This is a genomic window from Streptomyces violaceoruber, from assembly GCF_033406955.1.
GTDB lineage: Bacteria > Actinomycetota > Actinomycetes > Streptomycetales > Streptomycetaceae > Streptomyces > Streptomyces violaceoruber.
This window is the reverse complement of sequence record NZ_CP137734.1, coordinates 920232-943025: the sequence shown is the minus strand read 5'-3', so window position 1 is coordinate 943025 and position 22794 is coordinate 920232. Positions and strand designations below refer to the sequence as shown.

23 protein-coding genes and 1 tRNA gene are annotated in these 22794 nt (G+C 74.1%); 16 read left to right on the top strand and 8 right to left on the bottom strand.

The window, feature by feature from the left end; all coding sequences use genetic code 11:
• Positions 1–134 precede the first annotated feature (134 nt).
• From tdh to mnhG, 14 genes are all read left to right on the top strand, one after another.
• Positions 135–1163, top strand: coding sequence for an L-threonine 3-dehydrogenase (tdh, locus tag R2E43_RS04455; protein WP_109028734.1), 1029 nt, complete (start codon positions 135–137; stop codon positions 1161–1163).
• Between the two features lie 39 nt (positions 1164–1202).
• Positions 1203–2396 carry a glycine C-acetyltransferase gene (locus R2E43_RS04450; RefSeq protein ID WP_003972198.1) on the top strand — a complete coding sequence of 398 codons (1194 nt, stop codon included), beginning with the start codon at positions 1203–1205 and terminating at the stop codon, positions 2394–2396.
• A 31-nt stretch (positions 2397–2427) separates the two neighbouring features.
• On the top strand, positions 2428–3330 hold the full coding sequence (locus tag R2E43_RS04445) for a LysR family transcriptional regulator (protein ID WP_003972197.1): 903 nt from the start codon (positions 2428–2430) through the stop codon (positions 3328–3330).
• A gap of 46 nt (positions 3331–3376) precedes the next feature.
• Positions 3377–3955, top strand: a complete 579-nt coding sequence (locus R2E43_RS04440; protein WP_319218245.1) for a helix-turn-helix domain-containing protein — start codon at positions 3377–3379, stop codon at positions 3953–3955.
• On the top strand, positions 3952–4497 hold the full coding sequence (locus R2E43_RS04435) for a GNAT family N-acetyltransferase (protein ID WP_011031191.1): 546 nt from the start codon (positions 3952–3954) through the stop codon (positions 4495–4497). Before R2E43_RS04440 ends, R2E43_RS04435 begins: the two co-directional genes overlap by 4 nt.
• A 30-nt stretch (positions 4498–4527) precedes the next feature.
• The gene (locus tag R2E43_RS04430; RefSeq protein ID WP_332055923.1) at positions 4528–4887 is read left to right on the top strand and encodes an MmcQ/YjbR family DNA-binding protein; all 360 of its coding nucleotides are present in this window, start codon (positions 4528–4530) and stop codon (positions 4885–4887) included.
• Between the two features lie 152 nt (positions 4888–5039).
• Positions 5040–6344: an MFS transporter gene (locus R2E43_RS04425; protein ID WP_011031193.1), complete on the top strand. Its 1305-nt coding sequence runs from the start codon at positions 5040–5042 to the stop codon at positions 6342–6344.
• A 120-nt stretch (positions 6345–6464) separates the two neighbouring features.
• Positions 6465–6538, top strand: a tRNA-Pro gene (locus tag R2E43_RS04420).
• A 116-nt stretch (positions 6539–6654) separates the two neighbouring features.
• Complete coding sequence (locus R2E43_RS04415; RefSeq protein ID WP_030870389.1) at positions 6655–9558, top strand: Na+/H+ antiporter subunit A; 2904 nt, start codon at positions 6655–6657, stop codon at positions 9556–9558.
• Positions 9555–10319 (top strand): Na(+)/H(+) antiporter subunit C, encoded by a 765-nt coding sequence (locus R2E43_RS04410; protein ID WP_003972191.1) that lies wholly within the window; start codon positions 9555–9557, stop codon positions 10317–10319. The genes R2E43_RS04415 and R2E43_RS04410 overlap by 4 nt, the downstream gene beginning before the upstream one ends.
• The gene (locus R2E43_RS04405) at positions 10316–12019 is read left to right on the top strand and encodes a Na+/H+ antiporter subunit D (protein WP_332055922.1); all 1704 of its coding nucleotides are present in this window, start codon (positions 10316–10318) and stop codon (positions 12017–12019) included. The genes R2E43_RS04410 and R2E43_RS04405 overlap by 4 nt, the downstream gene beginning before the upstream one ends.
• Positions 12016–12615: a Na+/H+ antiporter subunit E gene (locus R2E43_RS04400; protein WP_003972189.1), complete on the top strand. Its 600-nt coding sequence runs from the start codon at positions 12016–12018 to the stop codon at positions 12613–12615. The genes R2E43_RS04405 and R2E43_RS04400 overlap by 4 nt, the downstream gene beginning before the upstream one ends.
• Positions 12612–12929, top strand: a complete 318-nt coding sequence (locus R2E43_RS04395; protein ID WP_121710336.1) for a monovalent cation/H+ antiporter complex subunit F — start codon at positions 12612–12614, stop codon at positions 12927–12929. The genes R2E43_RS04400 and R2E43_RS04395 overlap by 4 nt, the downstream gene beginning before the upstream one ends.
• On the top strand, positions 12926–13291 hold the full coding sequence (gene mnhG / locus R2E43_RS04390; protein WP_003972187.1) for a monovalent cation/H(+) antiporter subunit G: 366 nt from the start codon (positions 12926–12928) through the stop codon (positions 13289–13291). Before R2E43_RS04395 ends, mnhG begins: the two co-directional genes overlap by 4 nt.
• Before the next feature lie 13 nt (positions 13292–13304).
• Here the strand turns inward: mnhG and R2E43_RS04385 are convergent, their stop codons facing one another.
• From R2E43_RS04385 to R2E43_RS04350, 8 genes are all read right to left on the bottom strand, one after another.
• Positions 13305–13832: an NUDIX hydrolase family protein gene (locus R2E43_RS04385; RefSeq protein ID WP_030870383.1), complete on the bottom strand. Its 528-nt coding sequence runs from the start codon at positions 13830–13832 to the stop codon at positions 13305–13307.
• An 80-nt stretch (positions 13833–13912) separates the two neighbouring features.
• The gene (locus R2E43_RS04380) at positions 13913–15061 is read right to left on the bottom strand and encodes an amidohydrolase family protein (protein ID WP_016327880.1); all 1149 of its coding nucleotides are present in this window, start codon (positions 15059–15061) and stop codon (positions 13913–13915) included.
• Position 15062: 1 nt separating this feature from the next.
• Positions 15063–16463, bottom strand: a complete 1401-nt coding sequence (glnA3, locus tag R2E43_RS04375; protein ID WP_030870379.1) for a gamma-glutamylpolyamine synthetase GlnA3 — start codon at positions 16461–16463, stop codon at positions 15063–15065.
• 112 nt (positions 16464–16575) lie between these two features.
• Positions 16576–17421, bottom strand: a complete 846-nt coding sequence (locus R2E43_RS04370; RefSeq protein WP_193487202.1) for a hypothetical protein — start codon at positions 17419–17421, stop codon at positions 16576–16578.
• A 216-nt stretch (positions 17422–17637) separates the two neighbouring features.
• Complete coding sequence (locus tag R2E43_RS04365) at positions 17638–18288, bottom strand: endonuclease (RefSeq protein ID WP_332055921.1); 651 nt, start codon at positions 18286–18288, stop codon at positions 17638–17640.
• Between the two features lie 2 nt (positions 18289–18290).
• The gene (locus R2E43_RS04360; protein WP_003972181.1) at positions 18291–18623 is read right to left on the bottom strand and encodes a DUF3140 domain-containing protein; all 333 of its coding nucleotides are present in this window, start codon (positions 18621–18623) and stop codon (positions 18291–18293) included.
• Positions 18569–18889, bottom strand: coding sequence for a WhiB family transcriptional regulator (locus R2E43_RS04355; protein ID WP_121710801.1), 321 nt, complete (start codon positions 18887–18889; stop codon positions 18569–18571). The genes R2E43_RS04360 and R2E43_RS04355 overlap by 55 nt, the downstream gene beginning before the upstream one ends.
• Positions 18890–18966: 77 nt before the next feature.
• Positions 18967–19776, bottom strand: a complete 810-nt coding sequence (locus R2E43_RS04350; RefSeq protein ID WP_011031343.1) for an alpha/beta hydrolase — start codon at positions 19774–19776, stop codon at positions 18967–18969.
• Positions 19777–19954: 178 nt separating this feature from the next.
• On the opposite strand from R2E43_RS04350, the gene R2E43_RS04345 reads away from it, so the two are divergent.
• On the top strand, positions 19955–21142 hold the full coding sequence (locus R2E43_RS04345) for a thiolase family protein (RefSeq protein ID WP_106518641.1): 1188 nt from the start codon (positions 19955–19957) through the stop codon (positions 21140–21142).
• A 67-nt stretch (positions 21143–21209) separates the two neighbouring features.
• Positions 21210–22745, top strand: coding sequence for a long-chain-fatty-acid--CoA ligase (locus tag R2E43_RS04340; protein ID WP_106518642.1), 1536 nt, complete (start codon positions 21210–21212; stop codon positions 22743–22745).
• Positions 22746–22794: the final 49 nt, after the last annotated feature.

Below are 22794 nucleotides of genomic sequence, written 5' to 3'. Positions count from 1 at the left end.
GGCTTAAGAAAGGCTCGATGGACCGGGGACGGTGCCGTACGGCAGATTGCTGTGCGATTACCCTCCCCTCCCCGGACGCGGGCCGCTTCGGCATGCCCACGGCCGGGACCTCACCCCCGTCAGGAGCCGTAGCGTTGAAGGCGCTGGTCAAGGAGAAGGCGGAGCCCGGGCTGTGGCTCGCGGACGTCCCGGAGCCCACCATCGGGTCCGGTGACGTCCTCATCAAGGTGCTGCGCACCGGCATCTGCGGCACCGACCTGCACATCCGGGCTTGGGACGGCTGGGCGCAGCAGGCCATCCGCACCCCGCTCGTCGTCGGCCACGAGTTCGTCGGCGAGGTCGTCGACACCGGGCGCGACGTCACCGACATCAAGGCCGGCGACCGGGTCAGCGGCGAGGGCCACCTGGTCTGCGGCAAGTGCCGCAACTGCCTGGCCGGCCGGCGCCACCTGTGCCGCGCCACCGTCGGCCTCGGCGTCGGCCGGGACGGGGCGTTCGCCGAGTACGTGGCCCTGCCCGCATCCAACGTCTGGGTGCACCGCGTCCCCGTCGACCTCGACGTCGCCGCGATCTTCGACCCGTTCGGCAACGCCGTGCACACCGCGCTGTCCTTCCCGCTGGTCGGCGAGGACGTCCTCATCACCGGCGCCGGACCGATCGGCCTGATGGCCGCCGCCGTGGCCCGGCACGCCGGCGCCCGCAACGTCGTCATCACGGACGTGAGCGAGGAGCGGCTGGAACTGGCCCGCAAGGTCGGCGTCAGCCTCGCCCTGAACGTCTCGGACGCCACCATCGCCGACGGACAGCGCGAACTGGGCCTGCGCGAGGGCTTCGACATCGGCCTGGAGATGTCCGGCCGTCCCGAGGCCATGCGCGACATGATCGCCAACATGACGCACGGCGGCCGGATCGCCATGCTCGGCCTGCCCGCCGAGGAGTTCCCGGTCGACTGGGCCCGCGTCGTCACCTCCATGATCACCGTCAAGGGCATCTACGGCCGCGAGATGTTCGAGACCTGGTACGCCATGTCCGTGCTGCTCGAAGGCGGCCTCGACCTCGCCCCCGTGATCACCGGCCGCTACTCCCACCGCGACTTCGAGGCCGCGTTCGCCGACGCGGCGAGCGGCCGCGGCGGCAAGGTCATCCTCGACTGGACCGCGTAAGCCACCCCCGCAACTCCCGTATCCCCAGGAGCCTTAGAGATGTTCGACTCCGTGCGCGACGACCTGCGCGCCACCCTCGACGAGATCCGCGCCGCCGGCCTGCACAAGCCCGAGCGCGTCATCGGCACCCCGCAGTCCGCGACCGTCAACGTCACCGCGGGCGGCCGCCCCGGCGAGGTCCTCAACTTCTGCGCCAACAACTACCTCGGTCTCGCCGACCACCCCGAGGTCGTCGCCGCCGCCCACGAGGCGCTGGACCGCTGGGGCTACGGCATGGCGTCCGTGCGCTTCATCTGCGGCACCCAGGAGGTGCACAAGGAACTGGAGGCCCGGCTCTCCGCGTTCCTCGGCCAGGAGGACACGATCCTCTACTCCTCCTGCTTCGACGCCAACGGCGGCGTCTTCGAGACCCTGCTGGGCCCCGAGGACGCGGTGATCTCCGACGCCCTCAACCACGCCTCCATCATCGACGGCATCCGGCTGTCCAAGGCCAAGCGGCTGCGCTACGCCAACCGCGACATGGCCGACCTGGAGGCGCAGCTCAAGGCCGCCGGCGAGGCCCGCCGCAAGCTGATCGTCACCGACGGCGTCTTCTCCATGGACGGCTACGTCGCCCCGCTCGACGAGATCTGCGACCTCGCCGACCGCTACGACGCCATGGTCATGGTCGACGACTCGCACGCCGTCGGCTTCGTCGGCCCCGGCGGCCGCGGCACCCCCGAGCTGCACGGCGTCATGGACCGCGTCGACATCATCACCGGCACCCTCGGCAAGGCGCTCGGCGGCGCGTCCGGCGGCTACGTCGCGGCCCGCGCCGAGATCGTCGCCCTGCTGCGCCAGCGCTCCAGGCCGTACCTCTTCTCCAACACCCTCGCCCCGGTGATCGCCGCCGCCTCCCTCAAGGTGCTCGACCTGCTGGAGTCGGCCGACGACCTGCGCGTCCGGCTCGCCGAGAACACCGCGCTGTTCCGCCGCCGGATGACGGACGAGGGCTTCGACATCCTCCCCGGCGACCACGCCATCGCGCCCGTCATGATCGGCGACGCGACGAAGGCGGGCCGCATGGCGGAGCTGCTCCTGGAGCGCGGCGTGTACGTGATCGGCTTCTCCTACCCGGTCGTCCCGCAGGACAAGGCCCGCATCCGCGTCCAGCTGTCCGCCGCCCACTCCACGGACGACGTCAACCGCGCGGTGGACGCCTTCGTGGCCGCCCGGGAGCAGCTCGCGGCCTGAAAAGCCCCGGTGACCTGAGAGAATCGATCCCATGATCGAGGCGCGGCGGCTGCACATCCTGCGAGCGGTGGCGGACCACCGCACCGTGACGGCGGCCGCCGCCGCGCTCTACCTCACCCCGTCCGCGGTCTCCCAGCAGCTGGCCGCCCTGGAGCAGGAGACCGGGCACCGCCTGGTCGAGCGCGGCGCCAAGGGCGTACGGCTGACCCCGGCCGGCGAGATCCTGCTCAGCCACACCAACGCCGTCCTCGCCCAGCTGGAGCGGGCCGAGGCCGAGCTGGCCGCCTACGGCTCGGGCGAGGCGGGTACGGTCACGGTCGCCTCCTTCGCGACCGGCATCGCCCTCGTCGTCGCGCCCGCCCTGGCCCGCCTCGCCGAGTCGGCCCCCGGCATCCGGGTCCGCGTCCAGGACGCCGAGGGCGACGCCAGCCTGCCGATGGTCCTCGACCGGCAGGTCGACGTCGCGGTCGCCGTCGAGTACCGCGGGGCGCCGCCCGCCGACGACCCGCGCCTGACCCACGTCTCGCTGTACGCCGAGCCCTTCGACGCGGTCGTCCCGGTCGCCCACCGTCTCGCCGACGCCGACGAGGTGCCGCTCGCGGAGCTGGCCAAGGACACCTGGATCGGCCCCTACCCGGGCAACCCTTGCCACGACGTGGTCGTGCTGGCCTGTGAGAGCGCCGGGTTCCAGCCCCGCCTCGAACACTCCTCGGACGACTTCCGCGCGGTGGTGTCCCTCGCCGCGGCCGACGCCGGGGTGGCGCTCGTCCCGCGCTCGGCGCTGCTCGGCACCGACCTGACCGGCGTGGTCGTCCGCCCGGTCGACGGGGTGGCGCCCACCCGCCGCGTCTTCGCGGCCGTACGGCGGGGAGCGGAGGACCACCCGCTGATCCGCCCGGTCCTCGACGCACTCGGCGACGCGGCCCGGGCGTGAGCCTTCCGTAACACGGGCGTCTCATCAACGGGATAGCGTCCCGGATATGAGAGAAGACGACGTCGTCGCGGACCCGGTGGACGCCCGGCTCGCCGCCCGGCTGGCCGAACTGCGGGCCGAACGCGGCTGGTCGCTGGGAGAGCTGGCGGAGCGCAGCGGGGTGAGCCGGTCCACGCTGTCCCGGGCCGAGCGGGCCGAGACCAGCCCCACCGCCGCCGTACTCAACCGCCTGTGCGCGGTCTACGGACGGACCATGTCCCGGCTGCTCAGCGAGGTCGAGGCGGAACCCGCGCTGCTGGTGCGGGCCGCCGAGCAACCCGTGTGGGAGGACCGTCCCGCCGGGTTCGTACGCCGCTCGGTGTCCCCGCCGCACCCGGGACTGCGCGGCGAACTCGTCGAGGGACGGCTCGCGGCGGGCGCCGACATCGCCTACGACCGGCCGCCGGTGCCCGGCCTGGAGCAGCACGTCTGGCTCCTGGAAGGGGCCCTGGAGATCACGGCGCAGGACGTGGAGCACCACCTCGCCGCCGGTGACTGCCTGCGGATGCGCGTGTGGGGGCCGACGCGGTTCCGGTGCCCCGGGCCCGGCGGTGCCCGCTACGCGCTGGCGGTGGTGCTGCAGTGAACGTGGACCGGGTCGACGAGCACGGGGTGACGGCGCTGCTGGACGGCCTGGCCGGTCTGCTGGCCGACACCGTCGCGGGCGGCGCCTCCGTAGGCTTCCTCGCCCCGCTCACTCACGCGGAGGCCGCGCACTGGTGGCGGGGGCGGGCCGCCGCCGTGGCCGCCGGGCAGCTCGCCGTCTGGGTGGCGCGGGAGGGGGAGCGGGTGACCGGGACGGTGAGCCTCGCCCTGCCGGACAAGCCCAACAGCCGCCACCGCGCGGAGCTGGTCAAGCTCATGGTGTCCCGCTCGGTCCGCGGCCGGGGAGTGGGCCGCCGGCTGCTGGCCACCGCCGAGGAGGCGGCCGCGGCGGCCGGGATCACCCTGCTCCACCTGGACACCGAGACCGGCAGCCCGGCCGAGCACCTGTACCGGTCCGCCGGGTGGACCCGAGCCGGCACGATCCCGGACTACGCGGCGGACCCGGGCGGGGAACTGCGGCCGACGACGCTCTACTTCAAGCAGGTCGGGGAGCGGGTGGGCGCCCACGCCGCCGCCGGGTGATTGTCGGTGGCGGCGGCTACCGTGCCTGTCATGCCGGACGCAGAAGACGTACGCCGTATCGCCCTGTCCCTGCCGGACACGACGGAGAAGACCGCCTGGAGCATGCCCACCTTCCGGGTCGCGGGGAAGATGTTCGCCACGCTGCCCGAGGACGAGACCTCGCTCGCGGTGCGCTGCCCGAAGGAGGAGCGCGACGAACTGGTGCTGGCCGAGCCGGACAAGTTCTGGATCGCCGCGCACGAGGCCCAGTTCGCCTGGGTGCGGGCCAGGCTCGCCGCCCTGGAGGTCGAGGACGAGCTGCGCGACATCCTCGCCGACTCCTGGCGCCAGGCGGCCCCAACCAGGCTGCTGGAGGCCCACCCCCGGCTGGGGCTGCCCGCCGGGGGCTGAAAACCCCTCGGGCGTTGTCAGTGCCCCGTGGCATGATCCGAAGACGTGCGTGACAGCCGGGACCGGAGGGGGGTTCCGGCTGCCGGACGCACGGTGCCACGGGAGGGCAGGCGGGCGCAGGGGTGGGGCGCAAGGGGAGGGGAGAGCACGGGATGGCCGGTACGTCATTGCGGCCGACGGCGGCGCGAGCCGTCTGGTCGCGGGACTTCGCGCTGTTCTTCGCCGCCCGGGCCGTGGCCCGCCTCGGCGACACCATGCTGCCCGTCGCGCTCGCCGCCGGACTGCTCCAGCACGGGTACGGGGCGGGCGCGGTCGGTCTCGCCATGGCCGCGACGGCCGCCGCCTTCGCCGGTCTGGTCGTCTTCGGCGGAGTCCTCGCCGACCGCTTCAGCACCCGCAAGCTCATGATCGGCGCCGACCTGGTACGGCTCGGCACCCAGGCCCTGGCCGCCGCGCTCTTCTTCTCCGGGCACGTCGTGCTCTGGCAGATCTGCGCCATCGGCTTCGCCAACGGCGTCGCGGGCGCCGTCTTCCAGCCCGGCGTCGCCAGCACCGTGCCCCGGCTCGCCTCCGACGTCCAGGGAGCCAACGGCGCGATACGCGTCGCCGAGTCCGCCGCCCAGCTCGCCGGACCCGCCGTGGCCGGCCTCCTGGTCGGCTTCGCCTCACCGGGCGGTGTCTTCGCCGCGCACGCCACCACCTACGCGGTCAGCGCCCTGTGCCTGCTGCTGCTCCGGCTGCCCCCGCCCGCGCCGGGGAGCCGGGCGGTCTCCGGCCGCGGGAGCAAGGCCTTCCGCGCCGACCTGGTCCAGGGGTGGCGGGAGTTCCTCGCGCGCCGGTGGCTGTGGAACGTCATAGCCGTCTGGTGCGTCTACATGATCGCCGTCTGGGGTCCGACCGTGCCGCTGGTCGCCACCGAGGTGGTGGGGGAGCACGGCCCCCGCGCCTACGGACTGGTCAACTCCGCCCTGGGCGCGGGAACCGTCGTGGGCGGCCTCCTCGCCCTGCGGCTGCGGCCGGTGCGCATGCTCCGGGCCGGCGCGATCGCCCTCGTCGGCTTCGCCGCCTTCCCCGCGAGCGTCGGCGCCGGGCTCGGCGTCCCCGCCATGGCGGCCGGCGCCGCCGTCGCCGGGGCCGGCATGTCCTTCTGGGGCGTGATGTGGGCGACCAGCGTGCAGACCCAGGTCCCGCCGGACGTCCTCAACCGCATCCACGCCTACGACGTGGCGGGCTCGCTGGCGATGATGCCGGTCGGCCAGGCGCTCGCGGGTCCGGCCGCCGCCGCCCTCGGCGCCGACCGGGTACTGCTCGTCGCGGGGGTCACCAGCTTCGCCGTGTGCGCCGCCCTGCTCCTGATACCGGCGGTGCGCGGACTGGTGCGGGTGGACGCGGCCGCCGCGGGCTCGAGCGGGACCGCGGCCGCCGCGGCCGAGCCGTCCCGCGCGCAGAAGTGCTGACGTCACCGGAGCGGGCGCCGGCGGACCGCGCCCCGGAAAAGCGGTGCGCGACCACCGGCCCGAGTGCGGTATGGTTTTCCTGCGCGTTCGGCCGGGGGAAACCCCAGGTCAGGCGGGTAACGGGACGTGGCGCAGCTTGGTAGCGCACTTGACTGGGGGTCAAGGGGTCGCAGGTTCAAATCCTGTCGTCCCGACTGGAGACAGTCGTTGATCGAGGGGCGGTTTCGGAGAGATCCGAAACCGCCCCTCGATTGTTCTCCCTGCGGCGTGCCTGGACGCTCAGGCGAGATGCCCGATATATCACTGTCGGGTGTCCGCGCTCATCCTCTGCCACTTCGCGCTCGCGCTGTTCGCCGCGCCGTTGGTGAGATGGTGCGGGACCCGAGCCTTCCTCGTGCTGGCCCTGCCGCCCGCCGCGGCGACCGCCTGGGCCGCCACCCGGTGGAGCACGACGGCCGCGGGCGGCGCCGACACCGCCGTGTGGCGCTGGCTGCCCACCTACCACGTGGACTGGGCGCTGCGGCTGGACGCCCTCGCCGAACTCATGGTGCTGCTCGCCGCGGGCGTGGGCACGCTCGTGCTGGTCTACTGCGCCTCCTACTTCGACGACCGCTCCCGACAGCTCGGCAGGTTCGCCGGAAACCTCCTCGCCTTCACCGGGGCCATGCTCGGGCTCGTCCTCGCCGACGACCTCGTCCTGCTCTACATCTTCTGGGAACTGACGACCGTCTTCTCCTACCTGCTGATCGGCCAGACCAGCGACCACAAGCGGAACCGGCGCAGCGCCCTGCAGGCCCTGACGGTCACCGCGCTCGGCGGACTGACCATGCTCGTCGGCTTCCTGCTCCTGGGGCACGAGGCGGGCACCTACCGCGTCTCGGCGATCCTGGCCGACCCGCCGGCCCCGTCGGCCGCGCTGTCCACGGCGGTCGTGCTGATCCTCGTCGGCGCCCTGTCCAAGTCCGCGATCTGGCCCTTCAGCCTCTGGCTGCCCAACGCCATGGCCGCACCCACCCCCGTCAGCGCCTACCTGCACGCCGCCGCGATGGTCAAGGCCGGCGTGTACCTCGTCGCCCGGCTCGCCCCCGCCTTCGCCGACGTCACGCCCTGGCGCCCGCTCCTGCTCGTCCTCGGTTCGGTCACGATGCTGCTCGGCGGCTGGCGGGCGCTGCGGCTGCACGACCTGAAACTCGTCCTCGCCTACGGCACCGTCAGCCAGCTCGGCCTCCTCACCGTCCTCACCGGCGCGGGCCGCCACGACACCGGCCTCGCCGCCACCGCCATGATCCTCGGCCACGCCCTGTTCAAGGCGCCGCTCTTCCTGGTCACCGGCATCGTGGACCACGCCACCGGCACCCGCGACCTGCGCAAGCTCTCCGGACTCGGCCGCCGGCTGCCCGCCGTGTGCGCCGTCGCCGTGCTCGCCGGAGCGTCCATGGCCGCCGTGCCGCCCCTGCTCGGCTTCAGTGCCAAGGAGGCCGCCTTCCAGGCGCTCCTGGACGGGAGCACCGGTGACCGCTGGGCCCTGGCCGCGGCCGTCGTGGGCTCGGCCCTGACCACCGCCTACACCCTGCGCTACCTGTGGGGCGCCTTCGCCCGCAAGCCCGGCCTCCCCGACACCACCGCGCACCCCGTCCCGGCGGCCTTCCTCGCGCCGCCCGCCGTGCTCGCCCTCGCCTGCCTCGTCCTCGGCCCCGGAGTGTCCTGGCTCCAGGGACTGCTGGGCACCTACGCCGGGCAGTTCCCCGCGCCCGCCCACCCGTACCACCTGGCGCTGTGGCACGGGGCGGGCCTCGCCCTCGGCCTGTCCGGCGCCGCCTGGGCGGGCGGCGTCCTGCTCTTCCTCGCCGCGAGCCCCGTCACCCGGGCCGGTCAGCGGCTCGCCTGGCGTTCCGCGGACCTCGTCTTCGGACGGATGCTGCTCGCCCTGGAGCGCACCGCCCTCCAGTGCACCGGATTCGTGCAGCGCGGCTCGCTGTCGGTGTACCTCGTCACGACCATGAGCGTCGTCCTCGCCGGACAGATCGCCGTGCTCGTCGCGGACGAACCCTGGACGGACGTGCCCGCCCCGCGCCTGTGGGACCACCCCGCCCAGGCCGCCGTCGCCCTGCTGACCTGCGCGGCGGCCCTGCTGTGCCTGGGCGTGCGGCGCCGGATGAAGGCCGTCGTCTTCGCCGGTCTCACCGGATACGGCACCGCGCTGCTCTTCGTCGCCCAGGGCGCGCCCGACCTCGCACTCACCCAGTTCTGCGTGGAGACCGTCTCGATGATCGTCTTCGTGCTGGTGCTGCGCCGGATGCCGGTGCGCTTCGAGGAGAACTTCAGCCGGTGGCGGCGCCTGCTGCGGATGCCGGTTGCCCTCGCGGGCGGCGCCGCCGTCGCCGTCGTCGTCTGGATCATGGCGGGGCACCGCCGGGCCGACAGCGCGGGAGCGGCGATGGTCGAGGAGACCGCGCACCACGGCCTGAAGGACGTCGTCGCGACGATCCTCGTCGACCTGCGGGCCTGGGACACCATGGGGGAGTCCGCGGTGCTCGCCGCCGCCGCGATCGGCGTCACCAGCCTCATCTACCTGCACCGCCGCGCCGACGGCGCCGAACAGCCCGTACTGCCGCTGCCCGGGGACCACCCGCACGCCGGACTGCGCACCGCCTGGCGGGCGAGCCGCTACGAGTCGGCAGGGCTGCCCACCGGCGACGAGGGCGGACCCGAGCGGACCTGGCTCGCCGCCAGCGCCACCCTCGCCCCCGAGCGCCGCTCCCTCGTCCTGGAGGTGGTCGCCCGCCTCATCTTCCACCCCGTCCTCGTCCTCTCCGTCTACCTGCTGCTGTGCGCGGAGAACCTGCCGGGCGGCGGCTTCGTCGCGGGCCTGACCGCGGGCGTCGCCTTCATCGCCCGCTACCTCGCCGGCGGCCGCCACGAACTCGCCGACGCCGTGCCCTTCAAACCCGGCGTGTTCACCGGTCTCGGCCTGTTCCTGTCCACCGGGGTCGCGCTCGGCGGCCTCGGCGAGGGCACCGTGCTGCACGGCTGGACCTGGCACGGCCACCTGCCCGTGTGGGGCGACGCCCACCTGTCCACCGCCGTCCTCTTCGACTGCGGGGTCTACCTGCTGGTGCTCGGCGTGGTCCTGGACATCGTGCGGGCCCTCGGCGCCCGCATCGACCGCCAGATCGAACGGGCCGCCCCGCGCCCGGAGGCGGGCCGCGCATGACCGTGAGCCTGTCCCTGCTGGTGGCCGCCGCCGTCCTCAACGCCGTCGGCGCCACCCTGCTGCTGACCCGGTCCCTGACCCGGATCCTGCTCGGCGCCGTTGTCCTCGGCAACGGCGTCAACCTGCTGGTCCTGGCCGCCACCGGCAGCGCGGGCGAGGCACCCCTGCTCTACCCGCACATCATCCGCAACCGCGTCACCGACCCGCTGCCCCAGGCCATCGCCCTGACCGCGATCGTCATCACCCTGGCCACCACCGCCTTCCTGCTCGCCATGGCCTACCGCAGCCACCAGGTCACCGGTTCCGACGAGATCAGCGACGACACCGAGGACCGGCTGGTCGCCCTGCGCGCCGAGTTCCTCGACCGGCGCGGCGAACTGCGCGACCGCTACCGCGAGGCCCGCGCCGGGGACGGCGGCGCCGACGCCGAGCAGCGCGCCCGCTACCGGGCCGCCCGCAGACGGCTGCGCCGACGGGTCCGCGAGGAACGCGCCTACCAGGCCCGCGCCAACGACGTCTCCGGGAATCTCTGGAACGACATCCTCGGCGCCGACCCCGAGGACTACCGGGAGGGCCGCGAGCTGGGCTCCACCGATGCCGCGGGCCGCCCCGCGCCGGCCCCCGCACGGGTCGCCGGACCCTCCAACGACCCCGAGGAGACCGGCCGCGAGCCCGACTCGCTCCCCGGCGAGGACTCCTGCCACCCGCCGCCCGACCAGCCCGACGACCCGGGCGGCGCCGGCACGGAAGGAACCGGATGAACGCGCTCGTTCCGCTCCCCGTTGTGCTCCCCCTGTGCGTCACCGGCCTGAAGCTGGCCATCGGGCCCCGGCTGCACCGGTTCCAGCGCTTCATCAGCATCGCCGTGCTCGGCGCGGTGCTGGTGCTCTCCGTGGTGCTCATGGTGTCCGCCGACCGCCACGGCCCGCTCAGCGTGCACCTCGGCGACTTCGCACCGCCGGTCGGCATCACCCTGGTCGCCGACCGCCTGGCGGGCCTGATGCTCACCGTCTCCAGCGCCGTCACCCTGCTCGTCCTCGTGTACTCGCTGGGCCAGGGCATGGCCGACCGCGACGACCAGGCGCCGGTCGGCGTGTTCCACCCCGCCTACCTCATCCTCGTGGCGGGCGTCTCCTGCACCTTCCTCGCCGGCGACCTCGTCAACCTCTACGTCGGCTTCGAGATCATGCTCGTCGCCAGCTTCGTCCTGCTCACCATCGGCGGCACCGCGACCCGCATCCGGGCCGGATCGACATACGTGATCATCTCGCTGTTCTCCTCCGTGCTCTTCCTGGTCGCCATCGCCATGACCTACGCGGTCGCGGGCACCGTGAACCTCGCCCAACTCGCCGAGCGGCTCCAGGAGGTGCCGCCCGGCGTGCGCACGCTGCTGGAGGCGATGCTGCTGACCGTCTTCGCGATCAAGGCGGCGGTGTTCCCGCTCGCCGCCTGGCTGCCCGACTCCTATCCCACCGCGCCCGCGCCCGTCACCGCGGTCTTCGCCGGACTGCTGACCAAGGTCGGCGTGTACTCGATGCTGCGCACCCAGACCCTGCTCTTCCCCGGCCACCGCCTGGGCGACCTGCTGATGCTCGCCGCGCTCGCCTCCATGGTCGTCGGCATCCTCGGCGCCGTCGCCCAGACCGACCTGAAGCGGGTGCTGTCCTTCACGCTCATCAGCCACATCGGCTACATGGTCTTCGGCATCGCCCTCGCGGGCGGCGGCGGGATCAGTGGCGCGATCGTGTACGTGGCCCACCACATCACCGTGCAGACCACCCTGTTCCTCGTCGCCGGACTCATCGAGCGGCGCGACGGCACCACGGAACTCACCCGCCTCGGCGGCCTGGCCAGGACGGCGCCGCTGCTCGCCGTGCTGTTCTTCGTGCCCGCCATGAACCTCGCGGGCATCCCGCCGCTGTCCGGATTCATCGGCAAGCTCGGCCTGATGCGCGCGGGCGTCGCCGACGGCGGCGGCTGGGCCTGGGCCCTCGTCGCCGGATCCGCCGCGACCAGCCTGCTCACCCTCTACGTCATGGCGAAGGTCTGGAACCTCGCGTTCTGGCGCGACGCACCGCCCGGGGCCGAGGAGGAGGGCGTCGTGCTGGAGTCGGCCGAGGACGACGACACGGACGACGAGACGGGTGACGACGAGGAGGGGAGGGCACCCGGCTCCGCAGAGACGCCCGGCTCCGGAGAGGCGTCCGGCTCCGGCAGGCCGGCCGAAGCCGGGAGCGGGCTGCCGGTGCCCGCGGGCGCCGTCGTCTCCGCGGGCTTCCTCGGGCAGTCCATCACCACCACCAAGCACCTGCCCTGGCCCATGCTGGTGGCCACCGGGGCCGCCGTCGCCCTCGGCCTGTCCTACACCGTCCTCGGCGGCCCCCTCACCACCTTCACCCAGGCCGCCGCCACCGAGCTCCTCGCCCGTACCCCCTACATCGAGGCGGTGCTCGGCCGGTGAGCAACCTCTTCCGCGACCGTTCCCCCTACAGCTGGTCCTTCCGGGTCGGCCGCGGCCGGCGCGTGCTCGACCTGCCGCTCGTCGGCTGGCTCACCGTCATCTGGCTCCTGCTGTGGGGCACCCCGTCCTGGGCCAACCTCGTCAACGGCGTCCTCGTCGCGGTCTGCCTGTGCCTGGCCTTCCCGCTGCCCGCCGTGGACATCGGCCTCCGGCTGCACCCCCTGGGCGTGCTGCGCCTCGCGGCCTACCTGCTGTTCGACATGTTCTCGTCCAGCGTCGAGGTCACCCGGCAGATCTTCGCCAAGGGCCCCTACCACGCCGCGGTCGTCGCCGTCCCGCTGCGAGTGCGCAGCGACCTCATGCTCACGGCCACCGCGGTCGCCGTCTCCAACGTCCCGGGCGGCTCCGTCATCGAGGTGCGCCGGTCGACGGCCACCCTGTTCCTGCACGTCCTGGACGCGGGCAACCCCGGCGAGATCGAGGGCGCCCAGCGGCAGGTGTGGCGCATGGAGGAACTCGTCGCCCGCGCCTTCGGCACCGCCGAGGACATCGCCGACGCCGCCCGCCCCGTACCGGAAGGTGACCTCCCGACGTGACCACCCTGCACACCGTCGAAGACGCCCTGCTCGTCGCCGCGCTCGCGATGATCCTCGTCGCCGGCGCACTGCTGCTGTACCGCATCTGGTACGGCCCCTCGATGCTGGACCGCGCCGTCGCCCTGGACGTGGCCGCGGCGCTCATCATCGCCGGCATCGGCGTCAAGGCCGCCCACGACCGCGACTCCTTCTACTTCCCCGTGATGCTGGTGCTCGCCTTCCTCGGCTTCACCGGCTCGGTGGGCATCGCCCGCTTCATCGCCGTGCGCGACCGGCCCGCCGTGCGCCCGGACGGCAGGCAGGACCACCGGTGAACGCCTGGGCCGAGGCCGCCGACCTGGCCGGGACCGTCCTGCTGCTCCTCGGCTGCCTGCAGTGCCTCCTCGGTGTGATCGGGATGGTCCGCTTCCCCGACGTGCTCTCCCGCAGCCACGCCGCCACCAAACCGCAGACCCTCGGGATGCTCCTCGTCCTCACCGGGGTGGCGCTGCGGCTGCGCCACGGCACCGACGTGGGCACCCTCGCGCTCATCGCCTTCTTCCAGTTCCTCACCAGTCCGGTCGCCTCCCACCTGGTGGCCCGCTCCGCCTACCGCACCGGGCAGACGGGGTCCCGGGGCCTGCTCAGGGACGATCTGGACCCGCAGTTGAGCGACGGGGACCGGCGCGAGGAGTAGCAGCGGGGAGCGCTCAGCCCACGCAGCCCACGTGCGCCAGCGCCTGCTTCAGCAGCACTCCGTGCCCGCCCGGCATCTCGCTGCGCACCGCCTCGGACAGCGCCTCGCGCGGATCGAACCAGACCAGGTCCAGCGCGTCCTGGCGCGGCCGGCAGTCACCCGTCACCGGCACGACGTAGGCGAGCGAGACCGCGTGCTGCCGGGGGTCGTGGTACGGCGTGACACCGTGCGTCGGGAAGTACTCGGCCACCGTGAACGGCTGGAGCGAGGGCGGCACCCGGGGCAGCGCCACCGGGCCGAGGTCCTTCTCCAGATGGCGCAGCAGCGCGTCCCGGACCCGCTCGTGGTGCAGCACCCGCCCGGAGACCAGCGTCCGGCTGACCGTCCCGTCGGGCCCGATGCGCAGGAGCAGGCCGACGCTGGTGACTTCGCCGCTGTCGTCCACCCGTACGGGCACGGCCTCGACGTACAGGATCGGCATGCGGGCGCGTGCCATTTCGAGTTCGTCGCTCGTCAGCCAGCCCGGCGTGGTTTCGGTCATGTCAGACATCGCTTGATCATACTTTCAGCCGTTCGTGCTTCCCGGGCGGCGCTCCGGGACTGTGACCCGTCCCACGCCGCTCAGCCGTCGTCCGCCGGGCCGCCGGGCAGCCGGTAGACCCGCCGGGCATTGTCCCGTCCGACCCAGCGGACCAGGCGCAACGCGTCCGGGAGGGACAGCTCGTCGGCGTCCAGCCGCTCCTGCAGCAGACCGGCCAGTCCCTGCCGGAAGGCCAGCGCACCCAGGTGGTGGAACTCGGCCAGTCCATAGGCGTCGGAGCTGTGGAGCAGCTTGCGGAACGGCGTGATCTCCAGTGCCTCCGCGAGGACCGCGCCCGCCCGCGCGGGCCCGACGTGGTGCAGGGTGAGCCCCACGTCGAGGTACACCCGCTCGAAGACCGCGCAGAGATAGGCGGCCTGACGCTGGTACGGCCAGCAGTGCAGCAGCAGGACCGGGATGGTGCCGGCGGTCAGGTGCAGCCAGTCCGTCAGCAGGGTGGGGTCCGCCCGGTGCAGGCGGATGTCGCTGTCGCCGAACCCGGCGTGGAGTTGCAGCGGCCGGCCGAGGTCCACGGCGGTCCACAGCAGGTGCCGCACGAGCACCGGGTCGTCGAGCCGGCCGCCGCCGCGCGCCAGCCAGCGTCGGGCGGCCTCGGTCACCTCGGCGGGCGAGGGACGGGCCGGGTCCAGGCCGAACCCGGTGCGGTAGGCCGCCACCGACTTGACGGCCACCACACCCGGCCGCCGTACCGCCTCCCACGCGGCCGTGCGGAACGCGCGCGCGTACGCGTCCGGTTCGACACCGCCGGCCGCCACGGCCTCCGCGACGCCCTCCAGCCGGACCACCTCGTAGGCCCTCGCGCCGGCGGCCTCGGCCAGCTCGGCCGGTGCGGTCACGCGGTGCGGGGCGTACCCCGTGTCCACGCAGAACGCGCCGGTGCGCGCGGCCCGCAGGAACCGCCGGTTGACCTCGGCGGCGCCCAGCTCGGACCGCCGGGCCAGGTACACACCGGCGGGGGAGTGGCGCGGCAGACCCAGCAGGGGCGCGCAGTGCCGGCGTACGGCGAGGCCGACGGGGCTGTCGAAGGGGGAGACGCCGGGCCACGCCTCGCCCTCCGTGAGCAGGGCCTCGAAACCCGCGCGGTCCAGGTCGTCGGTGACGGCGCCGTGGCAGTGGTGGTCCACCAGCTCCAGCGCGGCCAGCCGCTCGGCCACGGGTCCGGCGGCCATCTCAGTACTTCCAGCGGTACGCCGCCGCCACACCGTCGTCGTCCAGCCCCTCGACCGACCCCGCCTCGCCCAGCCGCACGGCGATCACCGCGTCGGCCAGCACCGGACCCAGCGCCTCGCGCAGTACGCCGTCGGTCCGGAAGGCGGCCACCGACTCCGTGAGCGTGACCGGCAGCCGCCGCACGCCCCGGGCGGCGGCCGCGGCGGGATCGAGCCGGGCCGGGTCGCCGGTGATCTCCTCGGGCAGCGGAGCGGACGAGGCCAGCCCGTCCAGTCCGGCCGCGATCACCGAGGCGAGGGCGAGGTACGGGTTGGCGGCGAGGTCGACCGGCTTCACCTCCAGGTTCGCCGCGCGGTCGCGGATCCCGGCGGTGCCGGTCACGATCCGCAGCGCGGCCTCGCGGGTCTCCCGGCCCCAGGCGGTGAACACCCCGGCCCACTGCGAGGGCCGCAGCCGCAGTCGGCTCGCCGGGCTCGGCGCGGTCAGCGCCGTGAGCGCCGGGAGGTGGCCGAGCACCCCGGCCACGAAGGACTCCGCCTCGGCGGTCATCCCGTAGCGGGCGGTCCCGCCCGCGTGCAGGTTCGTCCCGTCGCGCCAGGCGGAGAGGTGGAGATGCCCGCCGTTGCCGACACCCTGTCCGAGGACGGCAGGGGCGAAGGAGACGCGCAGCCCGTGCCGAGCCGAGACCGCCCGGATCGTCTGCCGCACGAGCACGCTGTGGTCGGCCGCCGCCACCGGGCCGAGCGCCCCCACCGAGACCTCGAACTGCCCCGCCGCGTACTCGGGATGGAACTGCTCCACGTCCACACCCTGCGCCGCCAGCGCCGCCAGCAGGTCGGCGGCGCAGTCGCTCAGCTCCACCTGCCGGGCCGCGCCGTACGCCGGTCCGGACACCGCCGGGACGAACGCGTCGCCGTCCGCGTCGCCCCGGCCCACGACCCACTCCACCTCGACGGCGGCCCTGAAGGTGATGCCGTGCCGCTCGGCCGCCCCGGCCACGATCCGGCGCAGCACGGTGCGCCCGCACGCCGGGTGCGGGGCGCCCTCCTGCGTGATCCGGTCCACCGGCGCCCACGCCCAGCCGGGCTGTGCCGCGAGCACGGTCAGCCGGTCGAGGTCGGGGTAGAGGCGCAGGTCGCCGTCGGGGGAGCCGAGGACGTCCGTGCCGACGATCGAGTCGTCGGCCAGGAAGGTGTCGAACACCGGGGACATGCCGACGCCCCAGGCCGTGGCCGCGGCGAGCTTCGCGGTGGGCACGGTCTTCACCCGGGCGATCCCGGCGGTGTCGACGTACGCCAGCACCACGCCGTGCACGCCCTGCCCGGTCAGCTCGCCGCTCAGCGCGGTGGCCCGCTCGACCTCGCCGGGGCGCCCGCCGGGCACGGGGTCGCTCTCGCTCACGTGTCGGCTCCTTCGCGCGTGCGCCGTCCGTCGCACACCATTGTGCCGTCCGGTGATCACCCTGTCCGGGTTTCGCCGGATGTGCGCACGACGCGGTGAAGGCCGCCCGGGGTCAGTCCATGGTGGTCGGCTGCGGCGAGGGGGTCCCGCCGTCCAGGACGGTCTTGAGGCGCTCGGTGCCCTGGCGCACCGCCTGTTCGACCGAGTCCGCCTGCCCGCCGTCGAGGCCCCCGCCCATGACGGTGACGGCGGAGGTGTCGACGCGCACCGCGGCGACGTCCAGGGTGAGCGTGGCGGGGCCGCCGTCGGCGTCCCCCTGGACGCTCACCCGCAGCCCCGCGCGGGCGTCGCCCACCTCGGGCACCGATGCCTCGGTCACCTGGACCGTGCGCTTGGCACCCCCGGCGCCGGTGGCGGTGAACTCGTCACAGGTGTCCGGAAGGGTCCGCAGCCACTTCATCCGGGCGTCCAGACCCCCGCGGTCGTACCCGGCGACCTGCTCCAGCAGGCGGGAGTCGCCCTGCTCGAAGCCGGTGAGCGCCGAGGGCCCCGACGGGTCGCCCAGCAGGCCGTCGCCGTAGAGGGCGTCCAGCAGCGCCTGGCAGTCGGTCGCGCTGGACTTCGCGGTGAGGAAGTCCGCCACGTCCACCTCGCCGACGAGCAGCCGGTCGCGCCACTTGTCCGCGTCCTGGACCTGGTTCCAGCCTCCCTCCAGGTCGGCCTCGGTGAGCAGGGCGGCCTTGGCGCCGGCCTCGGTGAGGGTGGCGGGGGAGGCGCTGGGGGAGCCGGTCGGGGTCCGCTTCGCGGCGTCGGGCCGGGCGACCCCGGCCTGTTCGGCGGCGGTGTCCGAGGCGCTCTGCGACCCGCCGCCGTCCGAACAGGCCGCGGTGGTGAGCAGCGCGCCCGCCGCCAGGGCGGAGGCCAGGAGACGGACGGGGTGGGACGGACGACGGCTCATCGCGGGATGCCTCCTGGGACGGGAAACGGTGTCCTCAGCGCATCACCGGGGCCGGGGCCGCACCAGCGCACGGGCCTGATCGGGTGACCGGCGCCGCCGGGCGCCGGGAGCGGGCGGGACCCTGCCGGGCGGGAGTGGGCGGGACCCTGCCGGGCGGAGCGGGCCGGACCCCGCCGGGTGCCGGGAGTGGGCCGGGTCCCGCCGGGTCCGGCGCACTCAGCCGACGCGGTCGAGGGTGTCCTCGGCCACCTCCTTGTCCACCGCCGCCCGCACCAGGGCGGCCGCCAGGACAGCGGGTTCCGTCTTCCCGGCCAGGGCGAGGAGCCGGTCCCGGTCCCCGGGCAGATCGAGTCGCTCCGCGCCCCGGAGGGCCTTGCGGTCCAGAAGGGGACCCGTCTCCGGCCAGACCAGCTGGGCCTCCCGCAGGAAGATGTCCGCGCCGGTCGGACCCACTCCGGGGAACTCCTGGAGCAGACGCCGCAGCTCGGAGACGTCGCCGTCCGCCTCGTCGCGGAGCCGGCGCAGGTCGCCGCCCCACCGCTCGGTCAGCAGTTCGGCGGCCTCGCCGAGCTGGGTGGCGGTGCGCTCGTCGTAGCGCCGGTAGCCGCCCCGCCCGAGCGCGTCCACCCGCTGCTGCCAGGTGGCCCCGGCCATGCGGCGCGGGTCGCGCAGTCCCGCCTCGCTCAGGGCGCGGGCGGCGGCGACCGCGATGGAGGCGCTGATCCGGGCGCTGAGCAGGTGCGCGAGGACCAGCAGCCGGTACAGCGGCTGCGGGGTGTCCTTCAACCGGATGCCGGCCTCTTCGGCGTACGTCTGCCCGTGCGCGTCGACGAGTTCGCGCACGGTCCGCCGTTGGTCGCGGCCCACGGCTACGGCTTCAGCGGGTCGTGACCGACCGTCATGAGCCGGTGCCGCAGGCGGGTGTCCTCGGCCGCGGGCTCGTTCTCCAGGTCGGTCTGCGAGGTCACGGTGTCCACGACCTTGCGCATGGCGCGCAGGTCGTCCCCGGTCAGGTCGGTGCGCCGCTTCTGCAGGATCGCGAGGACGTGCTGTCCCAGCGGCGGCCCGGCGTCGTCCGGCAGCGGCTCGGTCAGCTCGCCGGAGTCGCGCACCCGGAGCCAGTCCGCGAGTTCCGCGGAGGTCATGTTCACCACGCGGTGGAAGTCCTCCCACAGCGCGTCGAGTTCGAGGGCGTCGGCCATGAGGTGTCCCTCATTTCGTCGTGCGTACGTGCGTACTGCGTGGTCAGCCGGAGCAGCGCGACGCGCTCCGCCTCGTCGGTGCCGCCCCACACGCCCGACGTCTGCCCCGATTCCAGGGCGAAGGCCAGGCACTCGGGGGTCACCGGGCATCTGGCGCAGACGCGTTTGGCGGCCGCCGTGTCCCGCAGGGCGGGTCCGGCGGTGCCCACCGGGAAGAACAGATCGGGGTCCTCATCCACGCAGGCGGCGCGGCGCAACCACTCCATGCGGGCGCGGGTGCCCAAGCGGAGCGGGGGACAAACGCCCGGCGGACCCCGGCACCCGACACCGGGGGCCCGCCGCCTCAGCGGGCGAGCACGCCGTCCAGGAAGCGCGTGACGTCCGCGAAGACCTCCGCCCGGTTCGTCTCGTTGAAGACCTCGTGCCGGGCGCCCGGGTAGATCCGCACGGTCAGGTCGCCGCCGCTCAGCGGTTCCACGCCGACGCGGCTGCCGGGCAGCGGCACCAGCCGGTCGTCGTCCCCGTGCACCCACAGCAGCGGCAGCGGGCCGACGTCGCCGCCCTCGGCCACGGTCTCCAGCGTCCGCACGAACGCCCGGAGCGTCGGCCGCTTCATCGGCCCGTGCCAGACCAGCGGATCGGCCGCGTAGGCCGCTCCCACCGCCGGGTCGCGGGAGAGCGAGGCCGGGCTGATCGGGGTGTCGGGGATTTCCTCCAGGGCGAGCAGCCGGCGCGGCAGCTCCCAGTCGCCGATGACGGGTCCCGACAGCACCAGCGCCGTCAGCTCGCCCGGGTGGCGCTGGGCGTAGCGGGAGGCGATCAGGCCGCCCATGGAGTGGCCGACCATGACGACCGGCAGGCCGGGGTGGCCGGCGCGGGCGAGGTCCGCCACGGCGTGTACGTCGGTGACCACGTCCTCGAAGTCCTCGACGACCACCCGCTCGCCGTCCGAGCGTCCGTGCCCGGTGTGGTCCGGCGCGTAGACGGCCGCGCCGTGGCCGGTCAGGACGCCGGCCACCTCCTCGTAGCGCCCGGTGTGCTCGCCGTATCCGTGGACCAGCAGCGCCACGTAGCGGGGGCGCACGGCGGGCCACTCGCGGACGGCGATCCGCCCCCGGGTTCCGGTCAGCGTGTGCTCGCGGGCCTCGGCCATGGCTCCTCCGGCTGCGTCGGTGACGTTCGTCCGGAGGATCTTCCCAGGACACTGTCCGGCGGTCTATAGTCCAAAACTAGCAGTGCTAATTAAGGCTAGTGCTCATCAAGGTTCGTGGTGGTCGACGCGGCGGCGGTGCGCCGTCCGGTGACCGCGCGACGACGGTCAGGAGTCCCTCGTGCGTCCCGTCCACTTCGCGGCCGCCCGCCGCACCCCGATCGGCAAGCTGCGCGGCGCGCTGTCCACCGTGCGGCCGGACGACCTCGCCGCCGCCGTGCTCCGCGGCCTGGTCGCCGACGTGCCCGCGCTGGACCCGGCCCGGGTCGACGACGTGTACTGGGGCGCCGCCAACCAGGCGGGCGAGGACAACCGCAACGTCGCCCGCATGGCCGCGCTGCTCGCGGGCCTGCCCGAGACCGTGCCCGGCGCCACCGTCAACCGGCTGTGCGCCTCCGGCCTCGAAGCCGTCACCACCGCCGCACGCACCATCGCCGCGGGCGAGGCCGACATCGTCCTCGCGGGCGGCTCCGAGTCCATGAGCCGCGCCCCCTTCGTGCTGCCCCGCCCCGACGAGGCGCTGCCGCACCGCATCGAGACCGCCGACACCCGGCTCGGCTGGCGCCTGGTCAACCCGGCGATGAAGGACCTGCACGGCCTGCTCGCCATGGGGGAGACGGCCGAGGAGGTCGCCGAGCGGTACGGCGTCCCGCGCGAGCGTCAGGACGCGTTCGCCCTGCGCAGCCACCGCCTGGCCGCCGAGGCCCGGAAGAACGGCCGCTTCGACGACGAGATCCTCCCCGTCGAGCGCCCCGACGGCGTGGTCGTCGACACCGACGAGTGCGTCCGCGAGGACACCTCCCTGGAGAAGCTGGGCCGCCTCAAGCCCGTCTTCCGCCCCGGCGGCACGGTCACCGCGGGCAACGCCTCCCCGATGAACGACGGCGCCGCGGGCCTCCTCCTGGTCAGCGAGGAGGCGCTGAACGACCTCGGCCTGGAGTCGCTGGGCCGCTACGTCGCGGGCGGCTCGGCCGGCGTCCACCCCGACGTCATGGGCATCGGCCCGGTCCCCGCCACCCGCAAGGTGCTGGCCCGGGCGGGCTGGAGCATCGGCGACATCACCGAGGCCGAGTTCAACGAGGCGTTCGCCGCCCAGGCCCTCGCCTGCGTCGACCGACTCGGCATCGACCCCGACCTGGTCAACCCGACCGGCGGCGCCATCGCGCTGGGCCACCCGCTCGGCTGCTCGGGCGCCCGCATCCTCACCACCCTGCTCCACCGCATGCGCCGTACGGGGGCCGGCCGCGGGCTGGCCACGATGTGCGTCGGCGTGGGGCAGGGCAGCGCGGTCCTCGTCGAACGTCACTAGGTCCCACCTCGGCCACAGAGCCGCCACCCTCCTGCAGAGCCGCAGCAAGGAAACGGAGCAACACCCCATGGCAACCCTCTCCGTCGCCGCCGTCCTCGCCGAGAACGCCCGGCGCCGTCCCGACAAGGAGGCGCTGGTCGAGGGCGACCTGCGGCTGACCTTCGCCGAGGTGTGGCGGCGGGCCCTCGCCCGGGCCGGCGCCCTCGTCGGCCTGGACGTCCGGCCGGGGGACCGGGTGGCGCTGATGGCACCGAACACCGCCGACTTCCCCGTCGCCTACTACGCCGCCGCCGCGGCCGGCGCCGTGGTGGTGCCGGTGCACCTGCTGCTGTCCCCGGCCGAGGTCGAGCACGTCCTGCGCGACAGCGGTGCCACCCTGCTGCTGTGCCATCCGGCCCAGGCGGAGACCGGAGCAGCCGCCGCGCGGCAGGCGGGTGTACGGACGATCACGCTCGGCGAGGAGTTCGACCGGCTCGCCGCCGACGCCGAGCCCCTGCCCTCGTACGTCACCCGGGACGCCGACGACCCGGCCGTCGTCTTCTACACCAGCGGCACGACCGGAGTGCCCAAGGGCGCCGTGCTCAGCCACTTCAACCTGGTGATGAACGCGACGGTCAACGCCTTCGACGCCAACGACATCCGGCCCGACGACGTGGCGCTCGGCGCGCTGCCCCTCTTCCACGCCTTCGGCCAGACCGTCTCCCTCAACTCCACCTGGCGGGCGGGCGCGACCCTCGTCCTGCTGCCGCGCTTCGACGCGGCGCGCGCGATCGAGCTGATGGTGAAGGAGGGCGTCAACACCTTCCACGGGGTGCCGACCATGTTCGTCGCCCTCGCCGCCGCGGCGGCCGGGGCCGCGGCCCTGCCGGAGCTGCGGGTGTGCATCTCCGGCGGTGCCTCGCTGCCGGTGGCCGTCCTCGAACGGTTCGAGGAGGCCTTCGGGGCGAAGATCTACGAGGGGTACGGGCTGTCGGAGACCTCTCCGGCGGCGGCCGTGAACCAGCCGGTGTTCGGCGCCAGGCCGGGCACCATCGGCCACCCGCTGTGGGGCGTCGACGTGGAGATCGCCCGCGCCGAGGTCGAGAACGCCGTGGAACTGCTGCCGCCCGGGGAACTGGGCGAGGTCGTCGTCCGCGGCCACAACGTCTTCTCCGGCTACCTCGGCCGCCCCGAGGCCACCGCTCAGGCGCTCGTCGACGGCTGGTTCCGCACCGGCGACCTGGGAACCAAGGACGAGGACGGGTTCCTGAGGATCGTCGACCGGAAGAAGGACGTCATCATCCGGGGCGGCTACAACGTCTATCCGCGGGAGGTCGAGGAGGTGCTGATGCGCCACCCCGGCATCGCCCAGGTCGCCGTCATCGGGCTCCCGGACGAACTCCACGGCGAGGAGGTCTGCGCCGTGGTCGTGCGCGCCCCCGGCACGACGCCCGACGCGGTGCCGGACGCCGCCGGGGTCACCGAGTGGTCCAAGCAGCACCTCGGGCGGCACAAGTACCCGCGCCGGGTGGAGTTCACGGACGAGCTGCCGCTCGGGCCGAGCATGAAGGTGCTGAAGCGCGAGCTGAGGGCGGTGTACACCGACCACCGGGGACCACGCTAAGGATCAATGGGCGAGACGGTGCTTACGACGCAGGTGGGGTGCGCATAGC

Bases quoted from the DNA above. Each gene is read 5' to 3' on its own strand.
- R2E43_RS04370 (WP_193487202.1), bottom strand. From the start codon at position 17,421: ATGAGCCGTCGTCCGTCCCACCCCGTCCGTCTCCTGGCCTCCGCCCTG.
- R2E43_RS04430 (WP_332055923.1), top strand. From the start codon at position 4,528: ATGCCGGACGCAGAAGACGTACGCCGTATCGCCCTGTCCCTGCCGGAC.
- R2E43_RS04355 (WP_121710801.1), bottom strand. From the start codon at position 18,889: ATGGAGTGGTTGCGCCGCGCCGCCTGCGTGGATGAGGACCCCGATCTG.
- R2E43_RS04360 (WP_003972181.1), bottom strand. From the start codon at position 18,623: ATGGCCGACGCCCTCGAACTCGACGCGCTGTGGGAGGACTTCCACCGC.
- R2E43_RS04410 (WP_003972191.1), top strand. From the start codon at position 9,555: ATGACCGTGAGCCTGTCCCTGCTGGTGGCCGCCGCCGTCCTCAACGCC.
- R2E43_RS04340 (WP_106518642.1), top strand. From the start codon at position 21,210: ATGGCAACCCTCTCCGTCGCCGCCGTCCTCGCCGAGAACGCCCGGCGC.
- R2E43_RS04350 (WP_011031343.1), bottom strand. From the start codon at position 19,776: ATGGCCGAGGCCCGCGAGCACACGCTGACCGGAACCCGGGGGCGGATC.
- R2E43_RS04380 (WP_016327880.1), bottom strand. From the start codon at position 15,061: ATGGCCGCCGGACCCGTGGCCGAGCGGCTGGCCGCGCTGGAGCTGGTG.
- R2E43_RS04450 (WP_003972198.1), top strand. From the start codon at position 1,203: ATGTTCGACTCCGTGCGCGACGACCTGCGCGCCACCCTCGACGAGATC.
- R2E43_RS04445 (WP_003972197.1), top strand. From the start codon at position 2,428: ATGATCGAGGCGCGGCGGCTGCACATCCTGCGAGCGGTGGCGGACCAC.
- R2E43_RS04405 (WP_332055922.1), top strand. From the start codon at position 10,316: ATGAACGCGCTCGTTCCGCTCCCCGTTGTGCTCCCCCTGTGCGTCACC.
- R2E43_RS04425 (WP_011031193.1), top strand. From the start codon at position 5,040: ATGGCCGGTACGTCATTGCGGCCGACGGCGGCGCGAGCCGTCTGGTCG.
- R2E43_RS04440 (WP_319218245.1), top strand. From the start codon at position 3,377: ATGAGAGAAGACGACGTCGTCGCGGACCCGGTGGACGCCCGGCTCGCC.
- R2E43_RS04385 (WP_030870383.1), bottom strand. From the start codon at position 13,832: ATGACCGAAACCACGCCGGGCTGGCTGACGAGCGACGAACTCGAAATG.